Here is a 24,788-nt window from a genome sequence, read left to right as displayed (position 1 = left end):
ACATGGGCAAGAGAGCCAAGCCTGAAGAGATTATTGCGAAACTGCGGGAGGTGGAGGTTCGCCTCGCTCGCGGTGAGACGGCAGCTTCGGCGGCGCGAGCCGTTGGTGTGACCGAACAGACCTACTACCGCTGGCGCAAAGAGTATGGCGGCCTGCAGGTCGACCAAGCCAAGCGCATGAAAGATATGGAGAAGGAAAACGCCCGACTTCGGCGCGCAGTCTCTGATCTCACGCTGGACAACCAGATCCTTCAAGAAGTCGTGCGGGGAAAGTTCTAAGCCCTTCGCGTCGTCGTGCTGCAGTCGATCACGTGGTGGAAAAGCTTGGCGTCTCCGAACGCCGGGCCTGCCGTGTGATCGGCCAGCACCGTTCGACCCAGCGCAAGCAGCCCATACGGCGAGACGATGAGGACGCCCTGACATCGGCGATTATCCGCCTGGCCGAACGGTTCGGCCGGTATGGCTATCGCCGGATCACGGCGCTCCTCAGAAATGATGGCTGGTATGTGAACGAGAAGCGGGTTTACCGCATCTGGCGACGGGAGGGGCTGAAAGTGCCGATGAAACAACCAAAACGCGGTCGTCTCTGGATGAATGTTGGCTCGTGTGTGCGGCTGAGGCCGGCGCACAAAGGCCATGTCTGGTCCTATGACTTTGTGCAGGACCGCACCCGTGATGGACGTGTGTTCCGCATGCTGTGTGTGGTCGACGAGTTTACACGGGAGTGCCTCGCCATCCGAGTCGAGCGAAAGCTGAACTCACGGGATGTCCTCGACACGCTGGGTGAGCTGTTCGTTCGGCATGGGCCGCCGGAACACATACGCTCTGACAATGGCCCTGAGTTCATTGCAACAGCCCTCCGTGACTGGCTTGAACGGATCGGAGTGAAAACGCTGTACATTACACCGGGATCACCTTGGGAAAATGGCTACTGCGAGAGCTTCAACTCCAAGCTCCGCGACGAGCTTCTGGCGAGGGAAATTTTCTTTGATCTGCGAGAGGCGAAGATCCTGATCGAAGCCTGGCGCCATCACTACAACACCGCCCGTCCGCACTCTTCGCTCGGCTATAAGCCACCCGCCCCAAAAGCCGTCTTGCCCGCAGCGTTCATGCCGCCTTACTATAGGGAGGTGGCAGCATGAACGCTGCTACTTTGAAACCGCCGGGCTAATAAATCTGGTGGATCACCCCTGTGGGGCAGGCCATTTCCTTTCTCGACACGCATGAAATTGAAGCAAAACAATTTTGTGCTTTTGCAGATGCGTTCAAGCAAGGGCTCGGTGTACCCCAACTTAGTTTCGATATAGATGAAATCTTGGAAGATGAACGCAATGCTTGGCTTCCCGATATGCACATCACAACCAACATGGACTTTAGCGTGTTCGCCGATGAAGTCCGGCGTCATCGAGAAAGCGGCTCCGATGCGTTTACGGATCTTGTTCGGGAATGGCGCAAATCTAAGCCGAACTTCAAACGCCAGCTCCAAATTGAACTAAAAGGTTGGGGGGCTACTCTGGCCAGAACATACGCTGAGGTTAACGAACGTCGTATCAATGCAATGAATTCCGGAGATATCGACGGCACAATGTCAGCGGCTACGCACCGCGTGAACATCCTAATGCGTCGGCTGATGTCGAAGTTTGATGTAGATCGATGCGATTCATCTCCTAGAGATCGCCAACAGTTCGTGGATTTTATGCGTTGGGAAGGGCTCGAAGAATTACCGTCGCACCGAATAAGTGCATATCTTTTCGCAGCACTGGCGCGTCGATACGCTAACGGTCAATCAAAACTACCTACACCCGGAGCCCTAAACGACTTCGAAGCCATAGCAGCCTATGGACCGTATGTGGATGCAATGTTCTTGGACAGAGAATGCGCGGCTTTGCTAGCAGAGGAGCCGTTGAAATCGGACCTGCCGATCAAAGGGCGTATCTTCTCAATGGCAACTGGAAATGAATTTCTAGAGTTTCTTGAAAGCCTGTCAGGTTGCGCGACTATCAGTGTCAAGTCGGTAGCGTCAGAAGTCTACGGCGTTATTCCGAACGAGATTGACGTCTCCTAACGGGATGAATCAGCAATCCACAGCCCCATCGCATAAACTATTATGCAGAACTCAGTCACACAAAGGTCACACAAACTGTCACACAACCAGAATATGGTGACGGCCGGGACCCTAATTCTCTAAATAATATCTGGGGCTTACAAAGCGCCGTTGGAAGCTGGCGGAGAGAGAGGGACTTTCCACCATGTCCACGAAGTCATGATCTAAGGTGATCCAGGGAAAGCCCCTCGAAAGAAATCAAGGCGATTGCCTTAGCCAGATCCGGCAATTGAAGAAGGCGATTGTAGTCATCAACGCTACCGCCCAATGACCGCCCAGCCAGCCTTCTTGCGATCCGTTCTGAAATGACCGACGCGCTCAACGCATTTTCGAACGTATGCCGGAATGTATGGGTATCGGCCGGAAAATCTCGGTCCGGAAACAACCTTTTGAGGTGACGGTTGAAACGTCGGCGTGACGCACTTTCTGACGGCTTCTGGCCTTTTCGAAACTCCCATTCAGGAAAGAGTTCGTCACCCTTCGCGCGCATTCGTCGACAGTAGTCCAGAAACCCCAGCTCAACTAGCTGCGGATGGATCGGAATTATTCGCTCTGAAGCTCGATTCTTCAAACTCCGTTCTTTGTAGTCAACAACACAAATATGGGGATGCTCATCATCTTCGAAAACATCTTCCATGCGGAGATATAACTCACTCGCGCGCGCTCCCATGAACAACCCAAGCAATGGAACCCAAAACGTGTCGTTCTGCTCTTCTAGTTGCCATGCCTTATCATACGGCTCGGACGAGAAGATTATCTGCAACTCTTCTGTCGTATAAGCCTTTCTATGCGGCTTGCTCGTCAAGCTGGATTCAGTGACACCTCTCGCCGGATTGTTCGCCAGGTGTCCTCGATCCACAGCCAGCTGGAACACAGCCTGGATCTGCCTAAGTCGGTCAGCAATGGTTCCTCGATCCAGCCTGGCATAATTTCCCTCGTCTGCCTTTTTGAGCTTCTCAGGAAAACTCAAGTCTCTGAGTTCAATGATTGAACCAGATCGAGCCGGCGCCTTAGTGAGCGCATCTCGATAGGCCCAGATGTGAGATTTCTGCACTTTGAACAGCGAAAGGGACGAGCCGGTTAGCTGATGAAATTCGTTCCATGCAGTTTGTCTGCGCGCCAACGTTTTTGCCTGCACAGGTGACGAAGAAGCCTGCTTGATCGTTTCATAGACCTCCCAATACTGTTCGAGAGATTTATGACCTTCAGACGTCAACGGGATATTGTCTCCGACTGCGGGTGCGTCAGCTGGCTCAGTTAGCAGATAAGGAGACTTTGGTTTCGGAGGTATTGTCATGCCACGGACCGTCGCCAAGCCTTGAGTGTAGACGTCCGAGAGTACGCTAGCAGCTGCCATGAGCATAGCGTTGCGAGCCGGTGTATCCTTTGGGACCGTCGCGCAATTATTGGTTGTGGTACTTAAAAAGTGATCGACTAGCCACCCTGCCACCGCTTCCAATTGTTCGACATCAGTTCCATTCAACGCGCTCCTCGTTTCCGCCAGTCTCTCGCCGACGCGTAGCTCTTTCCCGAACTCGGCATTGAGGAAGCTATCCGTGATAATTGCCGTTTCTTGTTCAAATGCGATGCGGCAAAAGGCTTTGAATTCATCGGAAGCCACGCCGTCTCTCAGAGCAGAAAAAACGGCCTCGATTTCCTTGGCGCGTTCAACCGCCGCCTTGTTGGCCTCTTTCTGATCCCTTGTCCCGAGGGATTTGATAATGTGCGACCTGACCCCTTTACCTTTGGGCTTTGGAAAGTAGCTCACAACATCGGCAGGGATCGGATACCGGATTTCAAACAGACCGTTGGCTCTCCTATAAACATAGCTCATAGAACGATACCTTCTCGCACACATATTGAACCCTTCCGGCGATCAAAAGACCCCCGGGGAGATGCGTTCTAGCGGCACTGAATCGTGTTGAAAACTGTGTTGAAAACCAACGATCTGGTATCGGGCAACACCTTGTTTTTCGAGAAGTTTCAAGCCGTGGCAGTCCCTAGGGGAATCGAACCCCTCTTTCCAGGTTGAAAACCTGGCGTCCTAACCGATAGACGAAGGGACCGCATCGGCTCGAAGACAGGCGATATAGCTGCTCAATTCTGACTCGTAAAGCGCTTTGGGACGGGTTTCTGCAGATAAATCATACTTCCGCTGCATCGCTGACATCAAGCTGCACCCGGCGACGACCATTCCACTCATCCGCCTTCAATTTACCGACCAGATGCAGCCGTGCATTTGGCCGGATAACTTCGCCCAGAGGCTGGTCTGCGCTGCGCCAGGCAATGCAATCCAGACGCCCGCTGGCGTCCTCTGCGGTGAACTTCAGATGATTGGCCCCAACCTGGCGGACTCCCGTCACATGTACAGACTGAAGTGCGAACACGGGCTCTGGTGAGCCCACGCCAAACGGACCGATACCTGCAATCTGGTCCACCAGATCTGGCGAGGCCGCGCCCGGGGAGAGCACCGCATCCACGGGCAGCTCCAAAGCGGCGGCACGCTCCGCCGTAAACTGAGCCATGTGAGACACCATCCAGTCATCGAAAGCCGGGATCTGGTCCGGTTCAAGGCTCAGTCCGCCTGCCATGGCGTGCCCTCCGCCAGAAAGGATCACACCCTCGCGGGCCGCAGCCGAAATGGCGTCTCCAATGTTCACCCCGGCAACGGACCGGCCAGATCCTTTCGCAACAGGCCCGAGCCCCTGCCCCCAACCAATAACAATACTCGGCAAATGAAAGCGCTCTTTCAACCGGCCGGCCACGATGCCGATCACGCCCGGATGCCAGCCCTCCCCGCTGGCGATCAGAATTCCACGGTCCGGATTTTTCTCCAGGGCCTGCTCCGCCTGCGCCGTTGCCTGGTCCAGAATAGCCGCCTCGACGGCCTTGCGTTCGTCGTTCAGCGCATGCAACCGCTCGGCCAGCGCTATCGCCTCCGTACGATCATCCGTGGCCAGAAGTTTTGCCGCGAGCCAGGGATCCCCCACTCGCCCACCAGCATTCAGGCGGGGCCCTAGCATAAAGGTTGCATGATAGACGCTGTCGACCTTGCTGATCCCGGATACCTCAGCCAACGCGCGCAGACCTTCATTTTGCGCTCGGGAGAGAATGTTGAGACCTTGCCGCACGAACGCGCGATTAACTCCCCGCAATGGGGACATATCGCAAAGCGTACCCAGTGCAGCAAGGTCCAGAAACGCCATGATGTCCGGCAGCCCCTCAGGCGGCGCAACGCCTCTCTCGCGCGCAAGCCGGTTAAGTGCAGCAACGAACACAAACACAACACCCGCTGCCGCCAAATGTCCGCACTCTGACGTACAGTCTGGACGGTTGGGATTGACCAGCGCCGCCGCAGGCGGGTGATGACCAGCCATCAAATGGTGATCAATGACGACAATCGGCAGGCCGATCTGCTCTGCCTCTTCAAGCGCGCTGACGGCGGCTGCACCGCAGTCCACCGTGATCACAAGTTCAGCGCCTTTATCCTTGAGATGCCTGAAAGCCTCTGGCGATGGACCATAGCCCTCTTCCAGCCGGTCTGGGACATAGAGCCCAAGCTCCTCGCCCCAAGCGCGGAAATAACGAGTCAGGATCGCTGAACTGGTGCCGCCATCAACATCATAGTCAGCGAAGACCGTAACGCGTTTCTTCTCAAGGATGGCGTCGAGGACGATCCCTGCCGCCTTGTCCATGTCGGCGAAGCTGGACGGATTGGGAAATGTGTCGCGTAGCGTAGGAGAAAGATAACCCGCAGCGTCTTCGGGCGTGACATCGCGCGCAGCGAGAAGACGTGCCAGAAGATCAGATCCACCGACGCTCGGCTGCAAACGGCGCACGAGCGCTTCATCAACGGAAGCCAACGTCCAGAAACGGCGCGTGGCCGAACTCTGAACGTCGAACAGCATATTGTCTTGCTTCAAGGCAGGATCGGCCATGATGTCTCCGGGAATCGCTTCCCGGAGATTCTAACGCATCTCAGCCCGGCCTGGAAATGCAGGGATCAGGCGCGATGATCCGAACGCACATAGCGCACCATGCCGTCGGTGGACGTCATGACGAGCGTATGGGTGTGGACGCGGCCACCGGCAGACTTCACACCTGTCAGCATGGATCCATCCGTAACGCCTGTCGCACAGAATACTGTGTCACCAGAGGCGAGCTCATTGAGGGAATAGGTCCGGTCGAAATCTTTGATGCCTGTCCGCTCGGCGCGCTTGCGCTCATCATCATTGCGGAACACGAGACGACCGTACATCTGACCGCCAACACACTTGAGCGCCGCTGCAGCAAGTACGCCTTCCGGTGCGCCGCCTTGACCAACGTAGAGGTCGATACCCGTGTGCGAATTCGTCGTCGCGATCACGCCAGCAACGTCGCCATCGGTGATCAACGCAACACGGGCACCAACTGAGCGAAGGCTTTCAATAATGCCTTCATGGCGCGGGCGGTCCAGGACGCAAGCCGTCATCTCGGTGACGTCCACACCCTTATGCTTGGCCAGAGCCTGAATATTCTCTGCAGGCGTGGCATCCAGGCTGATGATACCTTCAGGATATCCCGGCCCAACTGCGATCTTGTCCATATAGGTGTCTGGCGCGTAAAGCAGGCCGCCGCGTGGCGCTATGGCCAGAACCGCAAGTGCATTCGACATGGCCTTGGCGGTCAGTGTCGTGCCTTCCAGCGGGTCGAGCGCAATGTCGATCTCGGCGCCTTTGCCGGTGCCGACTTCTTCACCAATGTATAGCATTGGCGCTTCGTCCCGCTCGCCTTCGCCAATCACGACGCGGCCTTGAAAATCCACTTCGTTGAACGCGGTGCGCATTGCATCGACGGCGGCGGCGTCGGCTTTTTTCTCATCTCCGCGGCCGACCAGCTTGGCGGCAGCAATTGCGGCACATTCCGTCACACGGACCATGGAATCTGCGAGGCTGGGCGTCAGAACGCTATTTTTCATGAATTCTCAATTCTCCGAACGCGCAAAACATAAGGGCTCTACGCCTGATTAAAGCAATTAGCTTGCCGACTCGACCCTGATCAGGCGCGGCGGATCGACAGCAATTGCAAATTTTTCCAGTCGCGCCAATGCCGCGTCCATATTTGAACGCTCGCACCGATGTGTGACGATCGCAATCGGGCTGGCACCACTCTCATCCGCTGAGTCCTGCAGCAGTTTGTCCACAGACACGCCTTCCGCTGCCAGCGACTCGGACAGGGCTGCCAGGGCTCCCGGCTTGTCAGCCAGCCTCACTCGCAGGAAGAAGGGCGCAACTTCGTTTTTGCTGCCGCTTGCAAAAGGCCGGGCAACGTGATGCTCGGCTCGTCCAAAAGCGGGACGGATAGCAGGGCGGAACAGTTTGGCGACATCACCCATTACGGCGCTTGCTGTTGGTCCCGCACCAGCCCCCGGCCCCGTAAGCGTCACAGCGCCAACAGGGTCACCTTCGATACGCACCGTATTCAGCGATCCATCAACTCTTGCCAATGGATGCGCGACAGGCAGCGCCATTGGCTCAACACGGCACACAACTCCTTCGTCGGTCAGCACGCCCTCTGCGATCAGCTTGATGCGCAGGCCCAGCCGGTCCGCAAGGCGCAGATCCAGCAGCTCCACATTGTCCACGCCAGACACTTCGACTTTCGAGAAATCGAGATCGGCGGAAAACGCGATCGCGGAAAGAATGGCGGCCTTGTGGGCTGCGTCCATGCCGGACACGTCAAGGGTCGGATCGGCCTCGGCGTAGCCGAGCTTTTGCGCTTCGGCCAGCACTTCGTCATAGGCGCGTCCAGTCGCCAGCATTTCCGTCGTCAGGAAATTACAGGTGCCGTTCAGGATGCCTGCCACGCGCTTGATTTCGACGCCTGCCAGGCTATCGCGCAGCACGCGCACCACCGGAATGCCACCTGCCACCGCTGCCTCGAACAACAGGTCAACCTGCTTCTCTTCGGCCAGCTTGGCGAGCGCCATGCCATGCTTGGCGATCAGCGCCTTGTTGGCCGTAACAACAGGCTTGCCAGCCTTCAAAGCCTCTTCAACCGCGAATTTTGCGGGGCCGTCAGATCCACCAATCAGTTCGACAAACACGTCGACTTCCGGATCTTCCGCGAGCGTGGCGGCATCATCGAACCAGCGATACTTGCTGGTGTCTACTGGACGGTTGCGCGACTGGCTGCGCGCACTGACGCCTGTAATCTCAATCTGACCTGGAATGCGCAGACGCTCCTGCCGCTCAACCAGTTCAATGAGACCACAGCCGACATGACCGAGCCCTGCGATACCTATCCTCAATGGCGCCACGTAAGTGCCCCTTCCTCTTTCAGAGTTACGTCAGGGGCAGCGCATAGCGGGTTTGGGCGAATGCGTCGAGGGTGCGCGCTACTCTGCCGCGGCAGGCTGGATATCCTTGATGCCGCGCGCTTGCAGGAACTTGCGAATGTTGCGCGCTGCCTGGCGAATACGTTGTTCGTTTTCCACCAGTGCAATGCGGACATGTCCATCCCCCTGCTCACCAAATCCGGCACCTGGCGCCACGGCCACATGTGCCTCATTAATGAGTTGGAGCGAGAACTCCAGACTGCCCATATCGCGTAACTGTTCGGGTATGGGCGCCCAGGCAAACATTGACGCTTTGGGTGAAGGTATCGGCCAGCCGGCCCGCGCGAAGCTTTCGACCAGGACGTCACGACGTGCGCGATAGATCTGGCGAAACTCATCGACACAATCCTGTGGACCATCCAGAGCGGCAGCCGCGGCAACCTGAATGGGCGTATATGCGCCGTAATCGAGATAGGATTTTACCCGCGCAAGAGCACCGACAAGCTTTTCATTGCCCGCCACGAAACCGATCCGCCAACCGGCCATTGAATAGGTCTTCGACATGGTCGTGAACTCTACGGCGATGTCCTTTGCACCGTCGACCTGCAGGATCGAGGGCGTGGGTTCATCGAAGTAGATCTCGTTATAGGCAAGATCGGACAAGACGATCAGGTCATGCTTTCGCGCGAACTTTACCGCCTCCTTGTAGAAGTCCAGATCACAGACTTCAGCAGTCGGGTTCGACGGGAAACACAACACCATCGCCGTCGGAGGCGGCACACAATACTTCACAGCCTTGCTGAGATTCGAGAGATATTGTTCCGGCGTATGCGCCGGTACACTGCGGATGGATGCCCCCGCAATGATAAAGCCGAACGAATGCAACGGATAGGACGGATCCGGCGACAGGATCACATCACCCGGCGCAGAAATCGCCTGAGCGAGGTTTGCAAAACCCTCCTTGGAGCCGAGCGTGACGATCACTTCGCGATCCATATCAAGCGAAACGTCGAAGCGGCGCTGATAGTAGTTTGTAACAGCGCGTCGCAGGCCCTTGATCCCGCGCGAGGCGGAATAGCCATTTACGTCCGGACGGCGCGCTGTCTCGCACAATTTGTCGACGATATGCTCAGGCGTCGGCATGTCCGGATTGCCCATGCCGAGATCAATGATGTCGGCGCCCTGCGCGCGAAGCGACGCCTTGGTGCGGTTTACCTGTTCAAAGACGTAAGGCGGAAGTCTGCGGATCTTGTGGAAGTCTGTATTCATCTCTTGGCGGCCCGGAGGCCCCTCGTAACTCGTGGAACATCGAAAGCGGATCGGATGGCCTCGATCTCTTCATCCGTCAGGAATTCAGAGTTGGCCTGAGCGCCCGCAAATCCGCGCCGGACGGTTTCCCGAAGGTCCTCGATCTCGGCAGCGGTATTTGCGGGCTCAACCGCTCGCGCATTTTCCGCAAAGACCGCTCGCAATTCTGCGCCGCGGGCTTTTGATGCTTCAAGAGTTTGTCCCGGCGCCTGATTTTCGGCGATAACCGGAACATCAATGATTTTCGGGTAGCCTTCACCACGAATTTCAACACGGCGGGCATCATACCATTCCGGTGCCTGATCGATGGCCGTCCGCACCTTCGCGAACGAGCCCGTGCACCCTGCCAAAAGCAGACAGCACACGCCTATCAGGGGAATCGCCGTGTTTTTCATGGTTAAACTCATTAAATCACAATCATTCAGTAGAATACTTACAGGTGGCTAAACAAGGCGATATTGGGACGAATGGTCGACGGCAAGGACAATAAAGACAGTCAGCCCCTGCTCACAGAGATTCTGAGCCAGCAAGATCCCGCGCAGATGCAAACCCTGCTGACCACGCTGGCGCTGGCGAATACCGAGTCTCATGCGCTGTTGCTAGATGTTCTTTCAGGCTCAGGTCCGCTCGGCACCGTTTCCAATGGTGACCCAATGGGCGTGGGCGAAGCTTTCCGGGCTGTTGGCCAGGGATTTGCCCGCAACCCCGCCGCTCTCATGACAGCCAACATGCAGCTCATGCAAGGCTGGATGGAGCTTTGGCAGGAAATGGCGCTGGAAGGCATGACCGGGTCAAGCAAGCCGGCACGCGACAAGCGCTTCTCGGACCCTGAATGGGAACGCAATCCCGGTTTCAAGTTTATCCGAAAGGCTTACGACCTGAATGCCAAATGGCTGATGGGCCTCGCGGATCACGTGAAGGACGAGATACCGGACAATATTCATCTCCGCGCCAAATTCTTCAGCCAGCAACTCGCTGACAGTCTTGCCCCGACCAATCACCTCGGCAGCAACCCACAAGCTCTCCGGCGCTTCATTGAAAGTGGCGGTGACAGCATCCTCGCCGGCATTCGTATGGCGCGCGAAGACGTCAAGAAGGGCAATGGCAAGCTCTACATCACCCAGACCGACGAAACCCCCTTCAAGCTTGGCGACAATATTGCCACCGCACCCGGCGAAGTCGTCTTTCGGAATGATCTGATCGAGTTGATCCAGTACAAGCCAACAGGGGAACAGACTTATGCGCGTCCGCTGCTGATCTTCCCGCCCTGGATCAACAAATTCTATATTCTCGACCTGCGCGAAGAGAACTCGATGATCCGGTGGCTTCTCGACAAGGGATTGTCGGTTTTTGTCGTCTCATGGCGCTCTGCCGACGACGTCACGCGCGACTACACCTGGAATGACTACGTCAAGAACGGCATCTACGCTGCGGTCGAAGCCACGCTTCAGGCAACCGGACAAAAAGGATTGAACACGGTCGGCTATTGCATCGGCGGCACGCTCCTGTCCTCCGCCCTTGGCCATATGGCGAAAACAGGCGACGACCGGATCAAGTCAGCGACGTTCTTTGCCTCCCAGTCCGACTTCAGCCTTGCGGGAGACCTCAAGGTATTCACGGACGACAATGGCCGCGGCTACATCGACTCAATCATAGAAGAGCATAATGGCATCATGCCAGGCTCCATGATGTATGAGACCTTCAACTGGCTGCGCCCAATCGATCTGGTCTGGCGATACGTCATTGACCAATACATGCTCGGCAAGGAACCGCGCCCGTTTGACCTGCTCTACTGGAACGCAGACCAGACAAACATTCCTGGCAAGGTGCACCGAAAGTACCTCAAGGATTGCTACGCCAAAAACAAGCTGGCGCGCGGCAAATTCAAGGTTCTGGGCGAGACGGTCGACCTCAAACAGGTAGATATCCCGATCATGGTTCAGGCCAGCCGCGACGATCACATCTGCCCGATGGAAAGCGTGTATCGCACGGCCAAAGTGTTCGGCGGCAAGACACAGTTTATTCTGGCTGCCTCCGGCCATATCGCTGGCGTGGTGAACCATCCGGACTCCGGCAAGTACTGCCACTGGACGAACGATTCCGCCCTCCCCGATACCGGAGCGGAATGGCTCGACGGTGCGGAGGAGCATGCCGGTTCCTGGTGGCCGACCTGGTGGAATTGGCTTCGACCGAAGTCAGGCCGCAAAGTGGTGGCGAAGCAGCCAAAGGACATGGGCCTTGGCAGCGCGCCTGGCACATATGCCAGAGTGCGCCTCGAAGACATCAAGCTGGGTTAGTTGGCTCAGGCCGAGAGGCCGGCGTCCTCATCCAGTCCCAAAGCGATGTTGAGGTTTTGAACAGCCGCGCCGGAAGCGCCTTTACCGAGATTGTCGAACCGGGCAACGAGCCGCGCTTCTTCATCTGAACCGAATACGAAAAGATCGATCCGGTTTGTGCCATTGCAAGCCTCTGGCTCGACCCCCTTCAGCGCGTCGCAGTCTGCAATTGCGGGAACATTGACAAAACGCTCGCCAGCATAAGCGGCTGTCAGCGCACTGTGGACCTGGGCGCGGGTGGGTTTGCCCGGCAACGCCCAGAGCGGCAGACCGATCTCGACAATCATGCCCTGCGCATAGCGGCCAACGGACGGCATGAAGACGGGCTTGTTTGCCAGCTTTGAGAACTTCTTCATCTCCGGCGGATGCTTGTGTGCCTGACCCAATGCATAGATCCGGTGATTGTCTTCGGTATAATCCTCAGACTGGGCATCCTCGAATTCGGTAATCATCGCCTTGCCGCCACCCGAATAGCCGGACACAGCAGAAACCACGACTGGCCAGGATGACGGAAGCAGCCCCGCCGATACCAAGGGCCTTACCAGAGCGATCACGCCGGTTGGATAGCAGCCCGGATTGGAGATCCGACGAGATGCCTGAATGGCAGCGCGCTGGCCTTTGTCCATCTCGGCAAAGCCATAGGTCCAGCCACTCGCGACACGGTGCGCTGTCGAAGCGTCAATGATCACTGTGTTGGGATTGGTTACCAGCGATACCGCAAGCCGCGCCGCGTCATCCGGCAAGCACAGGATCACGGCATCGGACCCATTCATCAGACGCGCGCGCTCGTCATTGTCCTTGCGTTTTGCGGGGTCGATGGAAACGAGCTCGATATCGCTTCGCGCGCGAAGGCGCTCGGCAATCTGGAGTCCCGTTGTTCCGGCTTCGCCATCAATGAATACTTTAGGCAGCATGGCGGGTTCATCCCCAATTCTGGACAAAATAAAACGGGCGCTCCGTCTCCGAAGCGCCCGCCTGAATATATGTATTCGGTGTGCGGTCTAGCGCTTCGAGAACTGGAAGCTGCGGCGAGCTTTCGCGCGGCCGTACTTCTTGCGTTCGACAACGCGCGGGTCGCGGGTCATGAAGCCGAACGGTTTCAGAACCTTGCGAAGGCCGGGCTCATAGTTGACCAGAGCGCGCGACAGGCCGTGACGCACTGCGCCAGCCTGACCGGAAAGGCCGGAACCCTTCACAGTCGCGATCACGTCAAACTCACCTTCGCGGCCAGCTTCAACCAGCGGCTGGGCAATCACCATGCGCAGCACAGGGCGCGCAAAGTATTGCTCCTGATCGCGACCATTGATCGTGACCTTGCCGGTGCCCGGCTTGATCCATACGCGTGCGACAGCCTCTTTCCGGCGACCGGTGCCGTAAGCGCGGCCTTGAGCGTCGATCTTCGGCTCAACCGGGGCTGCCGGAGCTTCAGCTTCCGTTGCGCCGGACATGGCGCCAAGTTCCTGGAGGGAGTTTGCAGTGTCAGTCATGTTGATCAGGCCGCCTTGGTGTTCTTGCGGTTCATGGCTTTGAAGTCGACAGCGTCGGGCTTCTGGGCCTCGTGTGGGTGCTCCGCGCCGCCATATACGTGCAGTTTCGAGAACTGCTTGCGCGCCAGCGGGCTTTCTTTCGGCATCATGCGCTTCACGGCGAGTTCGATCGCGCGCTCAGGGAAACGGCCGTTGAGAATTTTCTCAGGCGTCGTGGACTTGATACCGCCCGGATAACCGGTGTGACGGTAGTAGGTCTTGTCCGTCATCTTGCGACCGGTGAATTTCACCTTGTCAGCGTTGATGATGACGACGTGATCGCCCGTATCAATATGAGGTGTAAAGTCAGCGCGGTGCTTGCCGCGAAGGCGCTTGGCAACATATGAAGCAAGGCGTCCGACGACGACATCGGTCGCGTCGATCACGACCCAGTTGTGCTCTACGTTGGCTGGTGCGTTATAGGTTTTCATCGCTCTACTAAGAGCCTCTCGCTTTCGGAGTTCATGGAATGCAATTCAAGCGCTGGCGTTTAAGCGCCACTTCCCCGGTTGTCAACGCAGGGCTTGGCCTTGCCCTGCTTTTTACAGCAGTTGGTTGCTCAAAGGAAGCTGAAGCCCCGGAGGAACAGGTTGAAAGCCCCCAAATTGCTACGGGAGTGGAACTCCCGGCCGTTTGGGCAACGCGCCCATTGGAAGGGAAAGTCAGCGCCGTAGCCCTGTCTGGTGGCCTCGGCGGCCTTCTCGCTATCGCCTATGAGCGTGGCGGGCTTCAATTGTTCAATATGAACGGCGAAATTCTCGGCGAACCGGCCAATTTCAGGCTGACAGACATCGCCAGCGGTCAAAGTGCCACACTGGGCGGCAGCACGGTTACGATTTTCCCGGGAATCACCCGCGAAGGACAACTCAAGGCATACCTCTACGGCGAAGGCCTTCTGGCCCCTGCTCAGGTCGACCTGCCCGTACCGGATACCAGCTTCATTGAGGGCGTATGCTCCGGCCCGATCAGCACAGACGGAATCATGCGTCTCGCCTATTGGACCTCCACGAACGACCGCATTCTCCAAACCGGCGTCGTCCGCGAAGAAAATGGTGAGTTCAGCTGGGATGCAGGCGAATCGACCTTCACCGATTTCGGAATCACGTCTTGCGCCTATACGAGCGACACGCTGGTCGCTTCGCCTCGGGCGACAAGCGCCGCATCGCTCGCTCGCGGTGATTTCGATGCACTCCTGTCAATCGAAGACGGTGCAGGACTGCAGGTGTCGACTGATTTCGGCATGACCAACACTGAAATATCGGTTCGGGACGGAATCACAGTGACCGCACCGGACGCGCCGGACGCTATGGCCGCGATGGGCACGATGATGACAGGTGGATACCCTGGCGGAGTGATTGTGCTGGCGGGCGAAACCGGCCCAAATCAACATCAGGCCGTGTTCGTTGACCCTAGCCTGCTGACACTGGAAGACGACCAGTAGACCGCCAGACCAGTCGCACAGCTGCAAGTGTGACGATGACGCCAAGCCCCTGATGGACCAATGCCAGGTTCATCGGGGCGGCATGGACAAGGGTGACGATGCCCCAAACGGCCTGCAGGCTGACAAGGCCGGCGAGCCAAACGAAACCAGTGCGAAACTCAGTCTTCCGATACGCCCATGCGCTTGCCAGCGCGCCAGCCCAGATCAGGTATGCCAACAAACGGTGGTTGAACTGGGTTGCGGCGCGGCCTTCAAACAGGCTGCGAATGCCAAGCCCATTCTCGAGATAGTGCGAAGGCACCAGTTCTCCTGCCATTAGCGGCCAATCATTATACGAGCGCCCAGCATCCAGACCAGCAACCAGCGCGCCCGCCGCCATTTGCAGGAATATAGCGACCAGAAGCGCCAACGAGACGAGCTTTATTGATTGCGATGCGACTGAACGCGCCTTTCCGCCAAGGTCCAGCCATAGCCAGGACACGTAGGCAATAATCAACAGGGCCAACATGAAATGCGTCATCAGACGATAGGGCGCGACATCAACGCGGGTAGTCTCACCGATGCCACTCGCCACCATCCACCAGCCAATGGCCCCCTGAAGTCCGCCAAGCCCGATCAGCGCGACCAGGTGCCAGGTCAGGCGCTTTGTAAGCCAGCCTCGCACCGCAAAGACGACAAAGCCGCCCACCGCCACCAACCCAATCATGCGCCCGAAGAAGCGATGGCCCCATTCCCACCAGAATATCTTCTGGAACTCGGCCATGGACATGCCCTTGTTGACCAATTGGTACTCGGTCGTTTCGCGATATTTCGCAAACTCCACCTCCCAGGCTTCAGGAGACATTGGGGGCAAGGCGCCGCTGACCGGGTTCCATTCCGTAATGGACAGGCCGGAGTCCGTCAGGCGCGTCGCGCCGCCGATCAGAATCATTGCGTAGACCATCAGCCCCACCAGCACGAGCCAGCGGCGGATCCAGGCGGCAGAAGAACTGGTTTTTGACGTTTCGCTCATGCGCGATACATGATCCAAGCAGACGCCCGTGCAAGGGGCGGGAAAGTCGCATGTGCAGCAGAAAGAGCAATTGATGAGCTATCAGACCCGAAAAATTGTCGCGAGCCTGATCCTGCTCAGCTTCATGGTCTGCTGGATCGTCATGGTCGGCACGGTTGGACCGATGGTCTCAGCTTGGCCGAAATGGGCCGAACTGCTGTTTTACGTGTTTGCCGGAATTGGCTGGATCATCCCGTTCAAGCCGATCTTCGCCTGGATGAACCGCAACGCGCCGACCCAGGAAGACTAGTCTTCCGGCTTGTTTTTCGTCGCTTCCTTCAATCGCGCCAGCAACACAGCCGGATCGTCCGGCGTGTCCGCCTCATCGGGCTCCGGATAATCATCCTCGTCGAATGTATCATCCTCAATCGCACCAAGCGGCAATTCACCTGCTTCGCCCGAGACATCAAAATCTTCTTCGTCAGCGTCCGATCTCAAACGCCCCAGCACGGTTTCGCCGCCGATGAGGGTCTGCCCCGGCCAGATCAATTGCCCGACACTGGCAGGAACATAGATATCGCACCAACCGCCCAGTCGTCGTTTGCCGAACACGCGGCCAAGACGCAGAATGTCGCCGGTTTCAACTTCGATTTCCTGCCGGGGCCCCAGTCCGCCTGTCGCGATACGCACGCCAACTTGCTGAGTGCGGCTCTCGAACATGAGGTATGATACCGCCAGGCCATCTGCATCGGGGCGCATGGCAATGGGTGCCGAATTCTCACCCTCTTCCGTAATCAGGCTTTCCAGACTTCCCGCGATAGGCGCGTAGAGCCGGTTGGTCGATGCAGGCGATGAGGATATCCGGATGCGGGTCGTTTCTGCCCCCGACATGCGCAATTCTCCCGGGGCATCTGTTCGCGTCACGGAGACGACGATGCCATCACACGGCGCGATAATACCGTCTGCGAGGTCGGGCGCCGTCCGATTGGACCAGCGCGCGGCCAGAAGCGCTGCGATCATCGCGGCAAATCCGACCCAGAAGAGCGGATCCCAGAGCCATCCAAGCAAGAGCGCTACCAGCAACAGTGCCAGAGCCGCGGCAACGCCTTCCCAATCAAACCCGCCTGTGAACCAGGGTGTGGTCTTGCGCTCGAGGTCTTCGCTCATGCTCGCTTGCCTTCTCTATCCTGTCGTCAGCGCGATTTCCGCGCTCTTGGCCTGCCGTTCCCACATATCAGCATATTTGCCGCCTTTTGACAGCAGGTCTGCATGTGTCCCGCGCTCGATGACCCGTCCGTTATCAAGAACCAGGATCTCATCTGCGGATTTCACGGTCGACAATCTGTGAGCCACCATCAGTGTGGTACGCCCCTCTGCGGCCTCATCAAGCGCATCCTGCACGGCGGCTTCCGTCGCGCTGTCGAGCGCCGAGGTTGCTTCATCCAGCACCAGAATTGAGGGATCCGCCAAGATCACCCGCGCGATGCCTACGCGCTGCTTCTCGCCGCCTGACAACTTCAGTCCCCGCTCGCCCACACGCGTATTCCAGCCTTCCGGCAAGGATTCGATGAAGTCGAGAAGCTGTGCCCGCCGTGCCGCGTCCCGAAGATCCTCGTCTGACGCATCGGGGCGCGCATAGGCGATGTTCGCGCGGACCGTATCGTTGAAAAGCACCACATCCTGTGGGACCAGCCCCAATGCCTTGCGCAGCGATTCCTGCGTCAGTGACCGCACATCCTGTCCGTCGACCAGAACCCGCCCGTCATCAACATCGTAGAAGCGGAACAGAAGCTTCAGCAATGTCGATTTGCCTGCGCCCGATGTCCCGACAAAGGCGATCTTTCGTCCCGGCAAGAGATCAAAGCTAACCCCCTGCACGCCCACCGCGCGTCCCTCGTGGTGGAATGCCACATCCCGGAATTCGACGTGTCCCTCCGGTTTGGACAGAGGCATTGCGTCGGGCGCATCTGCCACCTCTGTTTTCATCGCAAGGAGGCCATAAAGTTTTTCGAGATCGACGGCGCCCTGTTTGATCTCTCGCCATGCCCAACCGAGAATGTTGAGCGGCGCATAGAGCGACAGAAGCATCAGCATGACAGCGGTAAGATCGCCGACCAGCATGGTGCCCTGAATGACGTTCCAGGCAGACAAGACGAGCACAGCCAGCAAGCCGCCATTCATGATCAGCGCCTGCGTCGCGTTCAGTAGATACATGGACCGCACGGCGTCGACATAGCGCAGATTATAGGTGCGCATCGCGTCATTGAAGCGACCAGTTTCGCGCCGCTCCGCCGCAAACGACTTCACCGTTTCGAAATTGGTCAGAATGTCGACAGATGTCGCGCGGAAATGCGTATCGGCCTCATTCATGCGCCGACGCTGGCGGACACGCCATTCAGTGATGATCACTGTGGCGATGACGTAGATGATGATCGTGAAAACCGCGATCAGCGAGAGCCTGTAATCATACGCAACGCCAAGTGCGATGGACGCGAGGATCAGCCTCACAAAAGTCGGGCCGATGTTGAAGGCAAGAAAGCGGATGAGATAGTCAATCGCGCTCGCGCCGCGCTCGATCACACGATTGAGCGCGCCGGTGCGACGGGTCTGGTGAAAGTTGAGCGACAGGGATTGCGCATGTCCGAACGCATCCACGCTGGCAACACGCTGGGCATCCTGACTGACCGGCGAGAACAGCCAGTCTCGCGCTTGGGGCAGAGCAGCCGCCAGAAACCGCACTCCGATGCCAATTGCCAGCCACACGGCAGCCGCGCCAAAGGCCGCGGCCTCTCCGCCCTCCGGGACGGCCTTGTTGATGGCGTGCCCCAACAAGAGCGGCGAAACCACTTCCAGCACTGAGGCCGCCAGCGTCACCAGAATCGCAATCACCATGATCGGACGCCATTTCGACAATTCCGGCCGGGCGAGCAGCTTCAGGATGCGCAGGATGGAAACTCCAATCCCGCCATCGGCACTTTCAATCTTGTCGGGGTCGGCGGCGGTATGGGGATTCGTCATTCGCCGCATATGGGAACAAAAAGGCAGGCGAGCAAACCCTCCTGTGTTGCGCTATGTCGCGAAACGTTCTGAAATTGTCGCTAATACGCTGAACCGTGGTTTCAGTGGGACATCCATGATCCACGAGACGCACCGATTGAAAGGCCCTATGCATGACGAACATCAAGTCCATCTGCGTGTACTGCGGAGCATCCGATGATGTTCAGCCCAGCTATATCAAACTGGCGGAGGAACTCGGCCGGGAACTGGCAAAGCGGGACATCCGCATGGTTTATGGCGGCGGCGGTGTGGGCCTGATGGGCGCGTGCGCCCGCGCCGCGCACGAATCGGCCGGCGATGTGCTCGGGATCATGCCGCGCTTCCTGCTCAGCAAGGAGCGCATCTATGAGGAAGTCGAGCACCGCATCGTCGACGACATGCACACGCGCAAGCAGATGATGTTTGACGAGTCCGACGCTTTCATCGTGTTGCCGGGCGGCATCGGGACGCTGGAAGAGGCTGTGGAGATCCTGTCCTGGGCCCGTCTCGGCCTGCACGCAAAGCCGATGGCCTTCCTGGACGAAGACGGATTCTGGTCACCCTTCTTCGAACTGATGGAACACATCATCGACGGCAAGTTCACGCCGGCATCCTTCCGCGCGGCACTGGTTCACAGCGACACGCCGCAGGATGCCATTCAGGCGCTGATGGACAAGGTCATCGTCCTCGGAGAGTAGCCTCTACCCCTGGAAGCCCGGAACGTCCTCGACCGGCTTCTTCGTCAGATCCATGCCCAAGGCCAGAACGATGGTCGAGGCGATGAAGATGGACGAATACGTCCCGATCAGGACGCCCCAGATCAGTGCGAAGCTCATGCCGCGCAGAACTGGCCCGCCAAGGAAGAAGATGGCCAACAGCGCCAGGAGTGTCGTGCCGGAGGTCAGCAAGGTACGCGACAGCGTGCCGTTCAGGGCCAGGTTGATGACCTCCTTGTCCGGCATCTTCTTGTATTTGCGCTTCTCCTCACGGACCCGGTCAAACACAACCACCGTGTCGTTCATCGAATAACCGATGATTGTCAGAAGCGCGGCGATGGTCGTCAGGTTGAACTCCATCTGCAGGAAAGCAAACACACCGAGCGTGATGATCACATCGTGCGCCAGCGCCGCGACGGCACCGACAGAAAACTGCCATTCGAAGCGGAACCAGATATAGATCAGCATCAGGACAAGGGCGGCGACCAGCGCCGTGATCCCGTCGCGGAACAGCTCTTGAGACACTTTCGGACCGACCGAGTCATTCCGCAGGATCTGCTCATCGGTAATGCCCAGCGCATCCTTCAGCGTGCTGGTAACCAGTTCATTGGTCGCGCCGGTGGCACGTTCGGCCTGCTCTGCCGGTGAGAGCGCCTGAAATTCGTCTCCGAGCACAGACGCATCAGCTTCACCATATTTCACAACCACGATGCTGCGCGCGTCTGTGCCGACGGCGCTGTTCACATCTGCGTTGAGCGGCATGGCCGACCGCACCGCTTCGACAGTGATCGTGTCGGTCTGCTCCAGCTCCATCACCGTGCCGCCGGCAAAGTCGACACCGAAATTGAGACCGCGTGTCGCGAGGAAGAAGACAGATGACGCAATCAGCAAGGATGAGATCACCGCGCCGATCAGGCGGGCGCTCATGAAGCTTACATTCGTCTGCTGAGGCCAGAGTTTGAGTAGCATGTCGTGTCTCCTCCGGGCCTAAACCGCGAGCTTCTTGGGACGGAACGTCTTCAGCCACATCACCGTGAACCAGCGAGTGACGACGAAGGCCGTGAACACCGAGGTCACGATACCGATGGCCAGTGTGACGGCGAAGCCTTTCACCGGTCCCGAACCGAGAAGGTAAAGAATAATGGCCGCGATCAGGGTTGTGACGTTCGCATCGAGAATCGTCGAAAAGGCGCGCTCATAGCCGGCCTGAACGGCTGTCAGGGGCGAGCGCCCATTGCGTTGTTCTTCGCGGATACGTTCAAACACCAGCACGTTGGCGTCGACCGCCATACCGATGGTCAGGATGATGCCTGCGATACCCGGCAGGGTCAGCGTCGCGCCAAGCCCAGAGAGCGCCCCAAGGATCAGAACGATGTTTGCCGCCAGGGACCCAACGGCGAAACCGCCCATCAGACCGTAGGCGATAATCATGAAGATCGCGACGAGCGCAAGGCCAATCATGGAGGCGCGTGTACCTGCACGGATCGAGTCATGGCCCAGCGTGGCGCTGACCGTGCGCTGATCGAGGAACTGTACCTTGGCCGGCATTTCACCCGCTTCGATGATGGCCGCCAGATCTTGCGCTTCTTCCTGCGTGAAGTCGCCCGTGATGCGAACATTGCCGCCCGGAATTGGCTCATTGATGCGCGGGGCCGACATGATCACATCGTCCAGGACAATGGCAAACAATTTGCCGGAATTGTTGCGGGTCGTGTCGTAGAATTTCCGCGCGCCATTGCTGTTCAGGCGGAAATTGATCTGAGGTCGATTGCCCTCATCAAAACCCTGGGCAGCGTTGGCAATGTCTGCGCCGGTGACTTCAGGAATGTTGCGCACCAGCAGCGGCCCGGTGGTCGGGCCTTCCAGCAGCCGATACCCCGCCCGAGGCACCCCGGCCTGAGCTGACGTAATGGCCGACGGGCTGTTGTCGACCAAGTTAAAGGTCATCTTGCCATCGCGGCTGAGCAGGTCTTTCAGGCGCTGCGGGTCAGGTTCGCCCGGCGCTTCCAGAATGATCCGGTCATTGCCCTGTGGAGTGATTGCGATCTCCGAAACGCCATCCGGATCGACCCGGCGGCGGACGATTGTCATCGTCTTGCCAAGCGCGTCCTTCATCAGCGCCTCTTCGGACGCTGCAGGCACGGTCACGAGAATGCGGTCCGTCCCCAATGCTTCGATTTCATATGTCTTGGCGCCGCCGATGGCACCTTCGACATTGCTGTTCAGTTTGCGGATGCGGCTCAGGGCTTCATCCATCGGGAAATTACCTTCGGCGTCCGGGCGCGTCAGTTTGATCTCCAGCTGGCGACCGCTGATCTCCGGCAGGTGTCCGATACGCTCGGACGGCGCAACATTGCTGAGCGCGCTGCGCACGTCGCCCGCAAACACTTCCAGCCGGTTCGCAATCACCTCATCCGGGTTGATCTCCATCATCAGATAGACACCGCCCTGAAGGTCGAGGCCGAGATTGACGCCCTTCTTCGGCATGAAGCCCGGCGCGTTGTCCATATTGGCAACGTTTGGCAGGGCCATCACGACGCCCCACGCCAGTGTCAGGAGAACGAGAGCGACTTTCCACGGTGGAAACTGAAGCATGCGGGAATCCTTGTCATGCAGCGGGCCGGCTTTCGGCCCTGCAAGCGCTTAGTCGTTGGCGGCAACCGGCTGATTCTTGCCGCGCACATCAATCACCATCTGCTTGATGATCTGCACGCGCACGCCATCGGCCAGCTCAACGGTGATTTCATCATCGCCCGGCTTGGTCACCTTGCCGACGAGGCCACCTGAAGTGACGATTGTATCGCCTTTCTTGATGCCCTCGATCAGCGCCTTGTGCTTTTTCGCGCGCTGTTGCTGTGGGCGGATCAGCAGGAAGTAGAAGATCAGGATCAGAGGCAGGAACAGCAGAACCTGGCTCATGATGCTGGGGCCTGCGGCGCTTGGAGCGGCCTGAGCGAAAGCTGGCAGGGTTGCAGCAGCGGCAACTGCAGTCAGCGTGGCAAGTCTGGTCAGCATGTGGTGTTCTCCCGTAGACCCCTGAAAATGTGTTGCTCCTATAGCTGTGGGCAGTTGCATTGGCAAACAAGCCCTGCAGATGAAACAACCGACATCAAAGGGCGCGGGAACGCCCCTCCACAAGCATGGGCAGGTCGTGGGCAAGGCCAGACCACTTTTCCGTGCCATCTGGCGTAATTCTGGCGATCTGCTGGCGGCCATCCTTTACCATCGGCGCGACCACGAATCCCTCCGGATTCAACTGGTCGAACAGGGTCTGCGGCACATGCTGGATCACGGAGGTGAACAGGATGCGATCATACGGCCCGCGCTCGGCCCAGCCTTCCAGCCCGTTCCCATGCCGCACGGCCAGATTGTCGAGGCCGAGCTTCACAATCCGCTGGCGGGCATGATCTGTCAGGCGATTGTAACGCTCCACGCCGAACACGTCCGCAGCAAGATACCCGGCCAAAGCAGCGATATAGCCAGAGCCGACACCGATCAGCAGGACACGCGCCTCTTTCTGACGCCCCAGCGCGAGCGCCTGGAGCAGCTGGCCGATGGCCGCCGGTCTCGGAATGGTCTGGCCGCACGGAATGGGCAGCGCGCAATCGGCAAAGGCGAGCTGTTTCAACTCCGGATCATCAACGAAGGCGCCCCGGTCAATCGTCTCCATTGCGCCGAGGACCGCGTCATCCGTTACCCCTTCCTGACGGAGACGCAGGACGAGGCGGGCGGCGCGGAACGGGTCGACGGTCAGTTCTTCCATGACTCCCGCAGCGTCTGGAGGAACGCGTCGTGCGTCAAGTCCACATGAAGCGGTGAGATCGAGACATAGCCATCATAGATCGCCCGCAAATCGGTGCCCTCGTCCGGCTTGGACAGCTTTCCCTTATAGCCGATCCAGTAATAGTCATTGCCGCGCAAATCTTCGCGGCGATCTGTATGAATGATGGATTCGTCGCGGAAACCCTGACGGGTGATCTGGATGCCCTTCACATCATCGGGCTCCACATCCGGGAAGTTCACATTCATCACGACATCATCCGGCCAGCGCATGTCGATCAGCGGTTTGATCGCCCGGCTGCCCCAGGCGCGGGCCGTGTCCCAAGGCAGGGAGCCGCGCTCACGGAAGCTCTGCGACTGGCTGAGCGCAATGGATGGAATGCCCAATTGCATACCGAACAGGGCGGCCGCAATGGTGCCGGAAAAGCTGGTGTCTTCTGCGATGTTCTGACCGCGATTGACGCCGGACAGCACGAGGTCTGGCTTCTCCGGCATCAGATTCTGAGTTGCCAGCAACACGCAGTCTGACGGCGTGCCTGCCACAGCCCAGGCCTTCTCGCCCACTTCACGCGTGCGCACAGGATGGGTCAGCGAGATCGCGCGGCCCTTGCCGGATTGTTCCTCCTCCGGCGCGGCGATCCACACATCATCGGAAATCTCCCGCGCAATATCTTCCAGCACGGCAAGGCCCGGCGCGTTGATGCCATCATCATTGGTCAGGAGAATTCTCATACTTGCCTTGCTCCGCGTTCAATCCTCCCCCCGCTTGCGGGGGAGGTGCCCGAAGGGCGGAGGGGGCACTCATTCTTCGGTCACGTTTCGATTCCGCAACTGAAGAAGCACACCGTCCAACACGCCTTCAAGATTGTCATACACGTCGTTATTCCAGACCCGGTGAACATGCCACCCCTTCGCCTGCAGGAAGGCAGTTCGCCGCATATCATGAGCGATTTGGTGGTCTTCAGAATGGGTGTCTCCATCCACTTCCACCAGCAGCCTTGCATCAACGCAAGCGAAATCCGCGATGAACGGCCCGACCGGAACCTGACGCCGAAACCGATACCCTGCCAGCTGACGCCGACGTAGGTGCTGCCACAGAATAACTTCTGCCCGGGTCATAGTCCGGCGTAACCGGCGCGCCTGCTTGATGGTGAGCTTTTCGTTGTCCCGCATTTCCCCCTCCGCCCTGTCGGGCACCTCCCCCGTGAACGGGGGAGGATATCATGCCGCGCGTA

Annotated in this window: 24 protein-coding genes and 1 tRNA gene; 6 read left to right on the top strand and 19 right to left on the bottom strand. The window is 58.3% G+C overall.

Annotation, left to right across the window (positions count from 1 at the left end; translation table 11 throughout):
* The first annotated feature begins 2 nt into the window (after nt 1-2).
* Both HF931_RS11160 and HF931_RS11155 read left to right on the top strand, forming a co-directional pair.
* A protein-coding gene (locus HF931_RS11160; RefSeq protein WP_273239771.1) for an IS3 family transposase occupies nt 3-1,141 on the top strand; the annotation gives its coding sequence in 2 pieces (ribosomal slippage) (nt 3-261 and nt 261-1,141; 1,140 coding nt in all).
* A 50-nt stretch (nt 1,142-1,191) separates the two neighbouring features.
* Nucleotides 1,192-2,064 carry a hypothetical protein gene (locus tag HF931_RS11155; protein WP_273240151.1) on the top strand — a complete coding sequence of 291 codons (873 nt, stop codon included), beginning with the start codon at nt 1,192-1,194 and terminating at the stop codon, nt 2,062-2,064.
* Nucleotides 2,065-2,260: 196 nt separating this feature from the next.
* Here the strand turns inward: HF931_RS11155 and HF931_RS11150 are convergent, their stop codons facing one another.
* The 7 genes from HF931_RS11150 to HF931_RS11120 all read right to left on the bottom strand — a co-directional run bounded on the left by HF931_RS11150 (nt 2,261) and on the right by HF931_RS11120 (nt 10,122).
* Nucleotides 2,261-3,937: a site-specific integrase gene (locus HF931_RS11150; protein ID WP_273240149.1), complete on the bottom strand. Its 1,677-nt coding sequence runs from the start codon at nt 3,935-3,937 to the stop codon at nt 2,261-2,263.
* Between the two features lie 157 nt (nt 3,938-4,094).
* A tRNA-Glu gene (locus tag HF931_RS11145) sits at nt 4,095-4,169 on the bottom strand.
* A gap of 78 nt (nt 4,170-4,247) precedes the next feature.
* Entirely contained in the window at nt 4,248-6,041 is a 1,794-nt protein-coding gene (recJ, locus tag HF931_RS11140) for a single-stranded-DNA-specific exonuclease RecJ (protein ID WP_273240147.1), read from the bottom strand.
* 65 nt (nt 6,042-6,106) lie between these two features.
* On the bottom strand, nt 6,107-7,060 hold the full coding sequence (gene glpX / locus HF931_RS11135; RefSeq protein ID WP_035553899.1) for a class II fructose-bisphosphatase: 954 nt from the start codon (nt 7,058-7,060) through the stop codon (nt 6,107-6,109).
* 57 nt (nt 7,061-7,117) lie between these two features.
* Nucleotides 7,118-8,401, bottom strand: a complete 1,284-nt coding sequence (locus HF931_RS11130) for a homoserine dehydrogenase (RefSeq protein WP_035553901.1) — start codon at nt 8,399-8,401, stop codon at nt 7,118-7,120.
* A gap of 78 nt (nt 8,402-8,479) precedes the next feature.
* Nucleotides 8,480-9,688, bottom strand: a complete 1,209-nt coding sequence (locus HF931_RS11125) for an LL-diaminopimelate aminotransferase (protein WP_273240145.1) — start codon at nt 9,686-9,688, stop codon at nt 8,480-8,482.
* On the bottom strand, nt 9,685-10,122 hold the full coding sequence (locus HF931_RS11120; RefSeq protein ID WP_272982844.1) for a hypothetical protein: 438 nt from the start codon (nt 10,120-10,122) through the stop codon (nt 9,685-9,687). The genes HF931_RS11125 and HF931_RS11120 overlap by 4 nt, the downstream gene beginning before the upstream one ends.
* Nucleotides 10,123-10,194: 72 nt before the next feature.
* Here HF931_RS11120 and HF931_RS11115 point away from each other — a divergent pair, with 72 nt between their 5' ends.
* Nucleotides 10,195-12,024 (top strand): PHA/PHB synthase family protein, encoded by a 1,830-nt coding sequence (locus HF931_RS11115; RefSeq protein ID WP_273240144.1) that lies wholly within the window; start codon nt 10,195-10,197, stop codon nt 12,022-12,024.
* Nucleotides 12,025-12,029: 5 nt separating this feature from the next.
* Here the strand turns inward: HF931_RS11115 and argC are convergent, their stop codons facing one another.
* From argC to rplM, 3 genes are all read right to left on the bottom strand, one after another.
* Nucleotides 12,030-12,977, bottom strand: a complete 948-nt coding sequence (gene argC / locus HF931_RS11110; protein WP_272982846.1) for an N-acetyl-gamma-glutamyl-phosphate reductase — start codon at nt 12,975-12,977, stop codon at nt 12,030-12,032.
* A gap of 87 nt (nt 12,978-13,064) precedes the next feature.
* Nucleotides 13,065-13,511 carry a 30S ribosomal protein S9 gene (gene rpsI / locus HF931_RS11105; protein ID WP_241764215.1) on the bottom strand — a complete coding sequence of 149 codons (447 nt, stop codon included), beginning with the start codon at nt 13,509-13,511 and terminating at the stop codon, nt 13,065-13,067.
* 44 nt (nt 13,512-13,555) lie between these two features.
* Nucleotides 13,556-14,020 (bottom strand): 50S ribosomal protein L13, encoded by a 465-nt coding sequence (gene rplM, locus HF931_RS11100; RefSeq protein ID WP_035553914.1) that lies wholly within the window; start codon nt 14,018-14,020, stop codon nt 13,556-13,558.
* 38 nt (nt 14,021-14,058) lie between these two features.
* Between rplM and HF931_RS11095 the strand changes: the two genes are divergently transcribed.
* On the top strand, nt 14,059-15,030 hold the full coding sequence (locus HF931_RS11095) for a hypothetical protein (protein WP_035553916.1): 972 nt from the start codon (nt 14,059-14,061) through the stop codon (nt 15,028-15,030).
* Here HF931_RS11095 and HF931_RS11090 read toward each other — a convergent pair.
* A complete protein-coding gene (locus HF931_RS11090; protein WP_273240142.1) occupies nt 14,999-16,042 on the bottom strand; it encodes a COX15/CtaA family protein in 1,044 nt (347 codons plus the stop codon). The two genes, HF931_RS11095 and HF931_RS11090, sit on opposite strands and share 32 nt — an antisense overlap.
* A 73-nt stretch (nt 16,043-16,115) precedes the next feature.
* Between HF931_RS11090 and HF931_RS11085 the strand changes: the two genes are divergently transcribed.
* A complete protein-coding gene (locus HF931_RS11085) occupies nt 16,116-16,331 on the top strand; it encodes a DUF2842 domain-containing protein (RefSeq protein ID WP_273240140.1) in 216 nt (71 codons plus the stop codon).
* Here HF931_RS11085 and HF931_RS11080 read toward each other — a convergent pair.
* Both HF931_RS11080 and HF931_RS11075 read right to left on the bottom strand, forming a co-directional pair.
* Nucleotides 16,328-17,188, bottom strand: coding sequence for a phosphatidylserine decarboxylase (locus HF931_RS11080; protein ID WP_273240138.1), 861 nt, complete (start codon nt 17,186-17,188; stop codon nt 16,328-16,330). The two genes, HF931_RS11085 and HF931_RS11080, sit on opposite strands and share 4 nt — an antisense overlap.
* Nucleotides 17,189-17,203: 15 nt before the next feature.
* The gene (locus HF931_RS11075; RefSeq protein WP_273240136.1) at nt 17,204-19,039 is read right to left on the bottom strand and encodes an ABCB family ABC transporter ATP-binding protein/permease; all 1,836 of its coding nucleotides are present in this window, start codon (nt 19,037-19,039) and stop codon (nt 17,204-17,206) included.
* Nucleotides 19,040-19,191: 152 nt separating this feature from the next.
* Here HF931_RS11075 and HF931_RS11070 point away from each other — a divergent pair, with 152 nt between their 5' ends.
* Complete coding sequence (locus tag HF931_RS11070; RefSeq protein WP_035553929.1) at nt 19,192-19,755, top strand: LOG family protein; 564 nt, start codon at nt 19,192-19,194, stop codon at nt 19,753-19,755.
* A 3-nt stretch (nt 19,756-19,758) separates the two neighbouring features.
* Here HF931_RS11070 and secF read toward each other — a convergent pair whose 3' ends face one another.
* From secF to HF931_RS11040, 6 genes are all read right to left on the bottom strand, one after another.
* Nucleotides 19,759-20,742 (bottom strand): protein translocase subunit SecF, encoded by a 984-nt coding sequence (gene secF / locus HF931_RS11065; RefSeq protein WP_272982850.1) that lies wholly within the window; start codon nt 20,740-20,742, stop codon nt 19,759-19,761.
* 18 nt (nt 20,743-20,760) lie between these two features.
* Nucleotides 20,761-22,368, bottom strand: a complete 1,608-nt coding sequence (gene secD / locus HF931_RS11060) for a protein translocase subunit SecD (RefSeq protein WP_035553934.1) — start codon at nt 22,366-22,368, stop codon at nt 20,761-20,763.
* Nucleotides 22,369-22,416: 48 nt separating this feature from the next.
* On the bottom strand, nt 22,417-22,788 hold the full coding sequence (gene yajC / locus HF931_RS11055; RefSeq protein ID WP_051602808.1) for a preprotein translocase subunit YajC: 372 nt from the start codon (nt 22,786-22,788) through the stop codon (nt 22,417-22,419).
* A 94-nt stretch (nt 22,789-22,882) separates the two neighbouring features.
* The gene (locus HF931_RS11050; RefSeq protein WP_273240133.1) at nt 22,883-23,536 is read right to left on the bottom strand and encodes a class I SAM-dependent methyltransferase; all 654 of its coding nucleotides are present in this window, start codon (nt 23,534-23,536) and stop codon (nt 22,883-22,885) included.
* Nucleotides 23,524-24,285 (bottom strand): 5'/3'-nucleotidase SurE, encoded by a 762-nt coding sequence (surE, locus tag HF931_RS11045; protein WP_273240131.1) that lies wholly within the window; start codon nt 24,283-24,285, stop codon nt 23,524-23,526. The genes HF931_RS11050 and surE overlap by 13 nt, the downstream gene beginning before the upstream one ends.
* A gap of 69 nt (nt 24,286-24,354) precedes the next feature.
* Nucleotides 24,355-24,726, bottom strand: coding sequence for an endonuclease domain-containing protein (locus tag HF931_RS11040; RefSeq protein ID WP_272982855.1), 372 nt, complete (start codon nt 24,724-24,726; stop codon nt 24,355-24,357).
* Nucleotides 24,727-24,788 lie beyond the last annotated feature (62 nt).

The organism is Hyphomonas atlantica corrig., assembly GCF_017795365.1.
In the GTDB taxonomy this organism is placed as follows: Bacteria; Pseudomonadota; Alphaproteobacteria; order Caulobacterales; family Hyphomonadaceae; genus Hyphomonas; species Hyphomonas atlantica.
Note: the sequence above shows the minus strand (reverse complement) of the source record. Positions and strands in the feature narration are given on the sequence as shown.

What these genes read in the sequence shown, in the direction of transcription:
- HF931_RS11150 (WP_273240149.1), bottom strand. Translation starts at nt 3,937, where the DNA reads ATGAGCTATGTTTATAGGAGAGCCAACGGTCTGTTTGAAATCCGGTAT.
- recJ (WP_273240147.1), bottom strand. Translation starts at nt 6,041, where the DNA reads ATGGCCGATCCTGCCTTGAAGCAAGACAATATGCTGTTCGACGTTCAG.
- glpX (WP_035553899.1), bottom strand. Translation starts at nt 7,060, where the DNA reads ATGAAAAATAGCGTTCTGACGCCCAGCCTCGCAGATTCCATGGTCCGT.
- HF931_RS11125 (WP_273240145.1), bottom strand. Translation starts at nt 9,688, where the DNA reads ATGAATACAGACTTCCACAAGATCCGCAGACTTCCGCCTTACGTCTTT.
- HF931_RS11120 (WP_272982844.1), bottom strand. Translation starts at nt 10,122, where the DNA reads ATGAAAAACACGGCGATTCCCCTGATAGGCGTGTGCTGTCTGCTTTTG.
- HF931_RS11115 (WP_273240144.1), top strand. Translation starts at nt 10,195, where the DNA reads ATGGTCGACGGCAAGGACAATAAAGACAGTCAGCCCCTGCTCACAGAG.
- argC (WP_272982846.1), bottom strand. Translation starts at nt 12,977, where the DNA reads ATGCTGCCTAAAGTATTCATTGATGGCGAAGCCGGAACAACGGGACTC.
- rpsI (WP_241764215.1), bottom strand. Translation starts at nt 13,511, where the DNA reads ATGTCCGGCGCAACGGAAGCTGAAGCTCCGGCAGCCCCGGTTGAGCCG.
- rplM (WP_035553914.1), bottom strand. Translation starts at nt 14,020, where the DNA reads ATGAAAACCTATAACGCACCAGCCAACGTAGAGCACAACTGGGTCGTG.
- HF931_RS11095 (WP_035553916.1), top strand. Translation starts at nt 14,059, where the DNA reads ATGCAATTCAAGCGCTGGCGTTTAAGCGCCACTTCCCCGGTTGTCAAC.
- HF931_RS11090 (WP_273240142.1), bottom strand. Translation starts at nt 16,042, where the DNA reads ATGAGCGAAACGTCAAAAACCAGTTCTTCTGCCGCCTGGATCCGCCGC.
- HF931_RS11085 (WP_273240140.1), top strand. Translation starts at nt 16,116, where the DNA reads ATGAGCTATCAGACCCGAAAAATTGTCGCGAGCCTGATCCTGCTCAGC.
- HF931_RS11080 (WP_273240138.1), bottom strand. Translation starts at nt 17,188, where the DNA reads ATGAGCGAAGACCTCGAGCGCAAGACCACACCCTGGTTCACAGGCGGG.
- HF931_RS11075 (WP_273240136.1), bottom strand. Translation starts at nt 19,039, where the DNA reads ATGACGAATCCCCATACCGCCGCCGACCCCGACAAGATTGAAAGTGCC.
- HF931_RS11070 (WP_035553929.1), top strand. Translation starts at nt 19,192, where the DNA reads ATGACGAACATCAAGTCCATCTGCGTGTACTGCGGAGCATCCGATGAT.
- secF (WP_272982850.1), bottom strand. Translation starts at nt 20,742, where the DNA reads ATGCTACTCAAACTCTGGCCTCAGCAGACGAATGTAAGCTTCATGAGC.
- secD (WP_035553934.1), bottom strand. Translation starts at nt 22,368, where the DNA reads ATGCTTCAGTTTCCACCGTGGAAAGTCGCTCTCGTTCTCCTGACACTG.
- yajC (WP_051602808.1), bottom strand. Translation starts at nt 22,788, where the DNA reads ATGCTGACCAGACTTGCCACGCTGACTGCAGTTGCCGCTGCTGCAACC.
- HF931_RS11050 (WP_273240133.1), bottom strand. Translation starts at nt 23,536, where the DNA reads ATGGAAGAACTGACCGTCGACCCGTTCCGCGCCGCCCGCCTCGTCCTG.
- surE (WP_273240131.1), bottom strand. Translation starts at nt 24,285, where the DNA reads ATGAGAATTCTCCTGACCAATGATGATGGCATCAACGCGCCGGGCCTT.
- HF931_RS11040 (WP_272982855.1), bottom strand. Translation starts at nt 24,726, where the DNA reads ATGCGGGACAACGAAAAGCTCACCATCAAGCAGGCGCGCCGGTTACGC.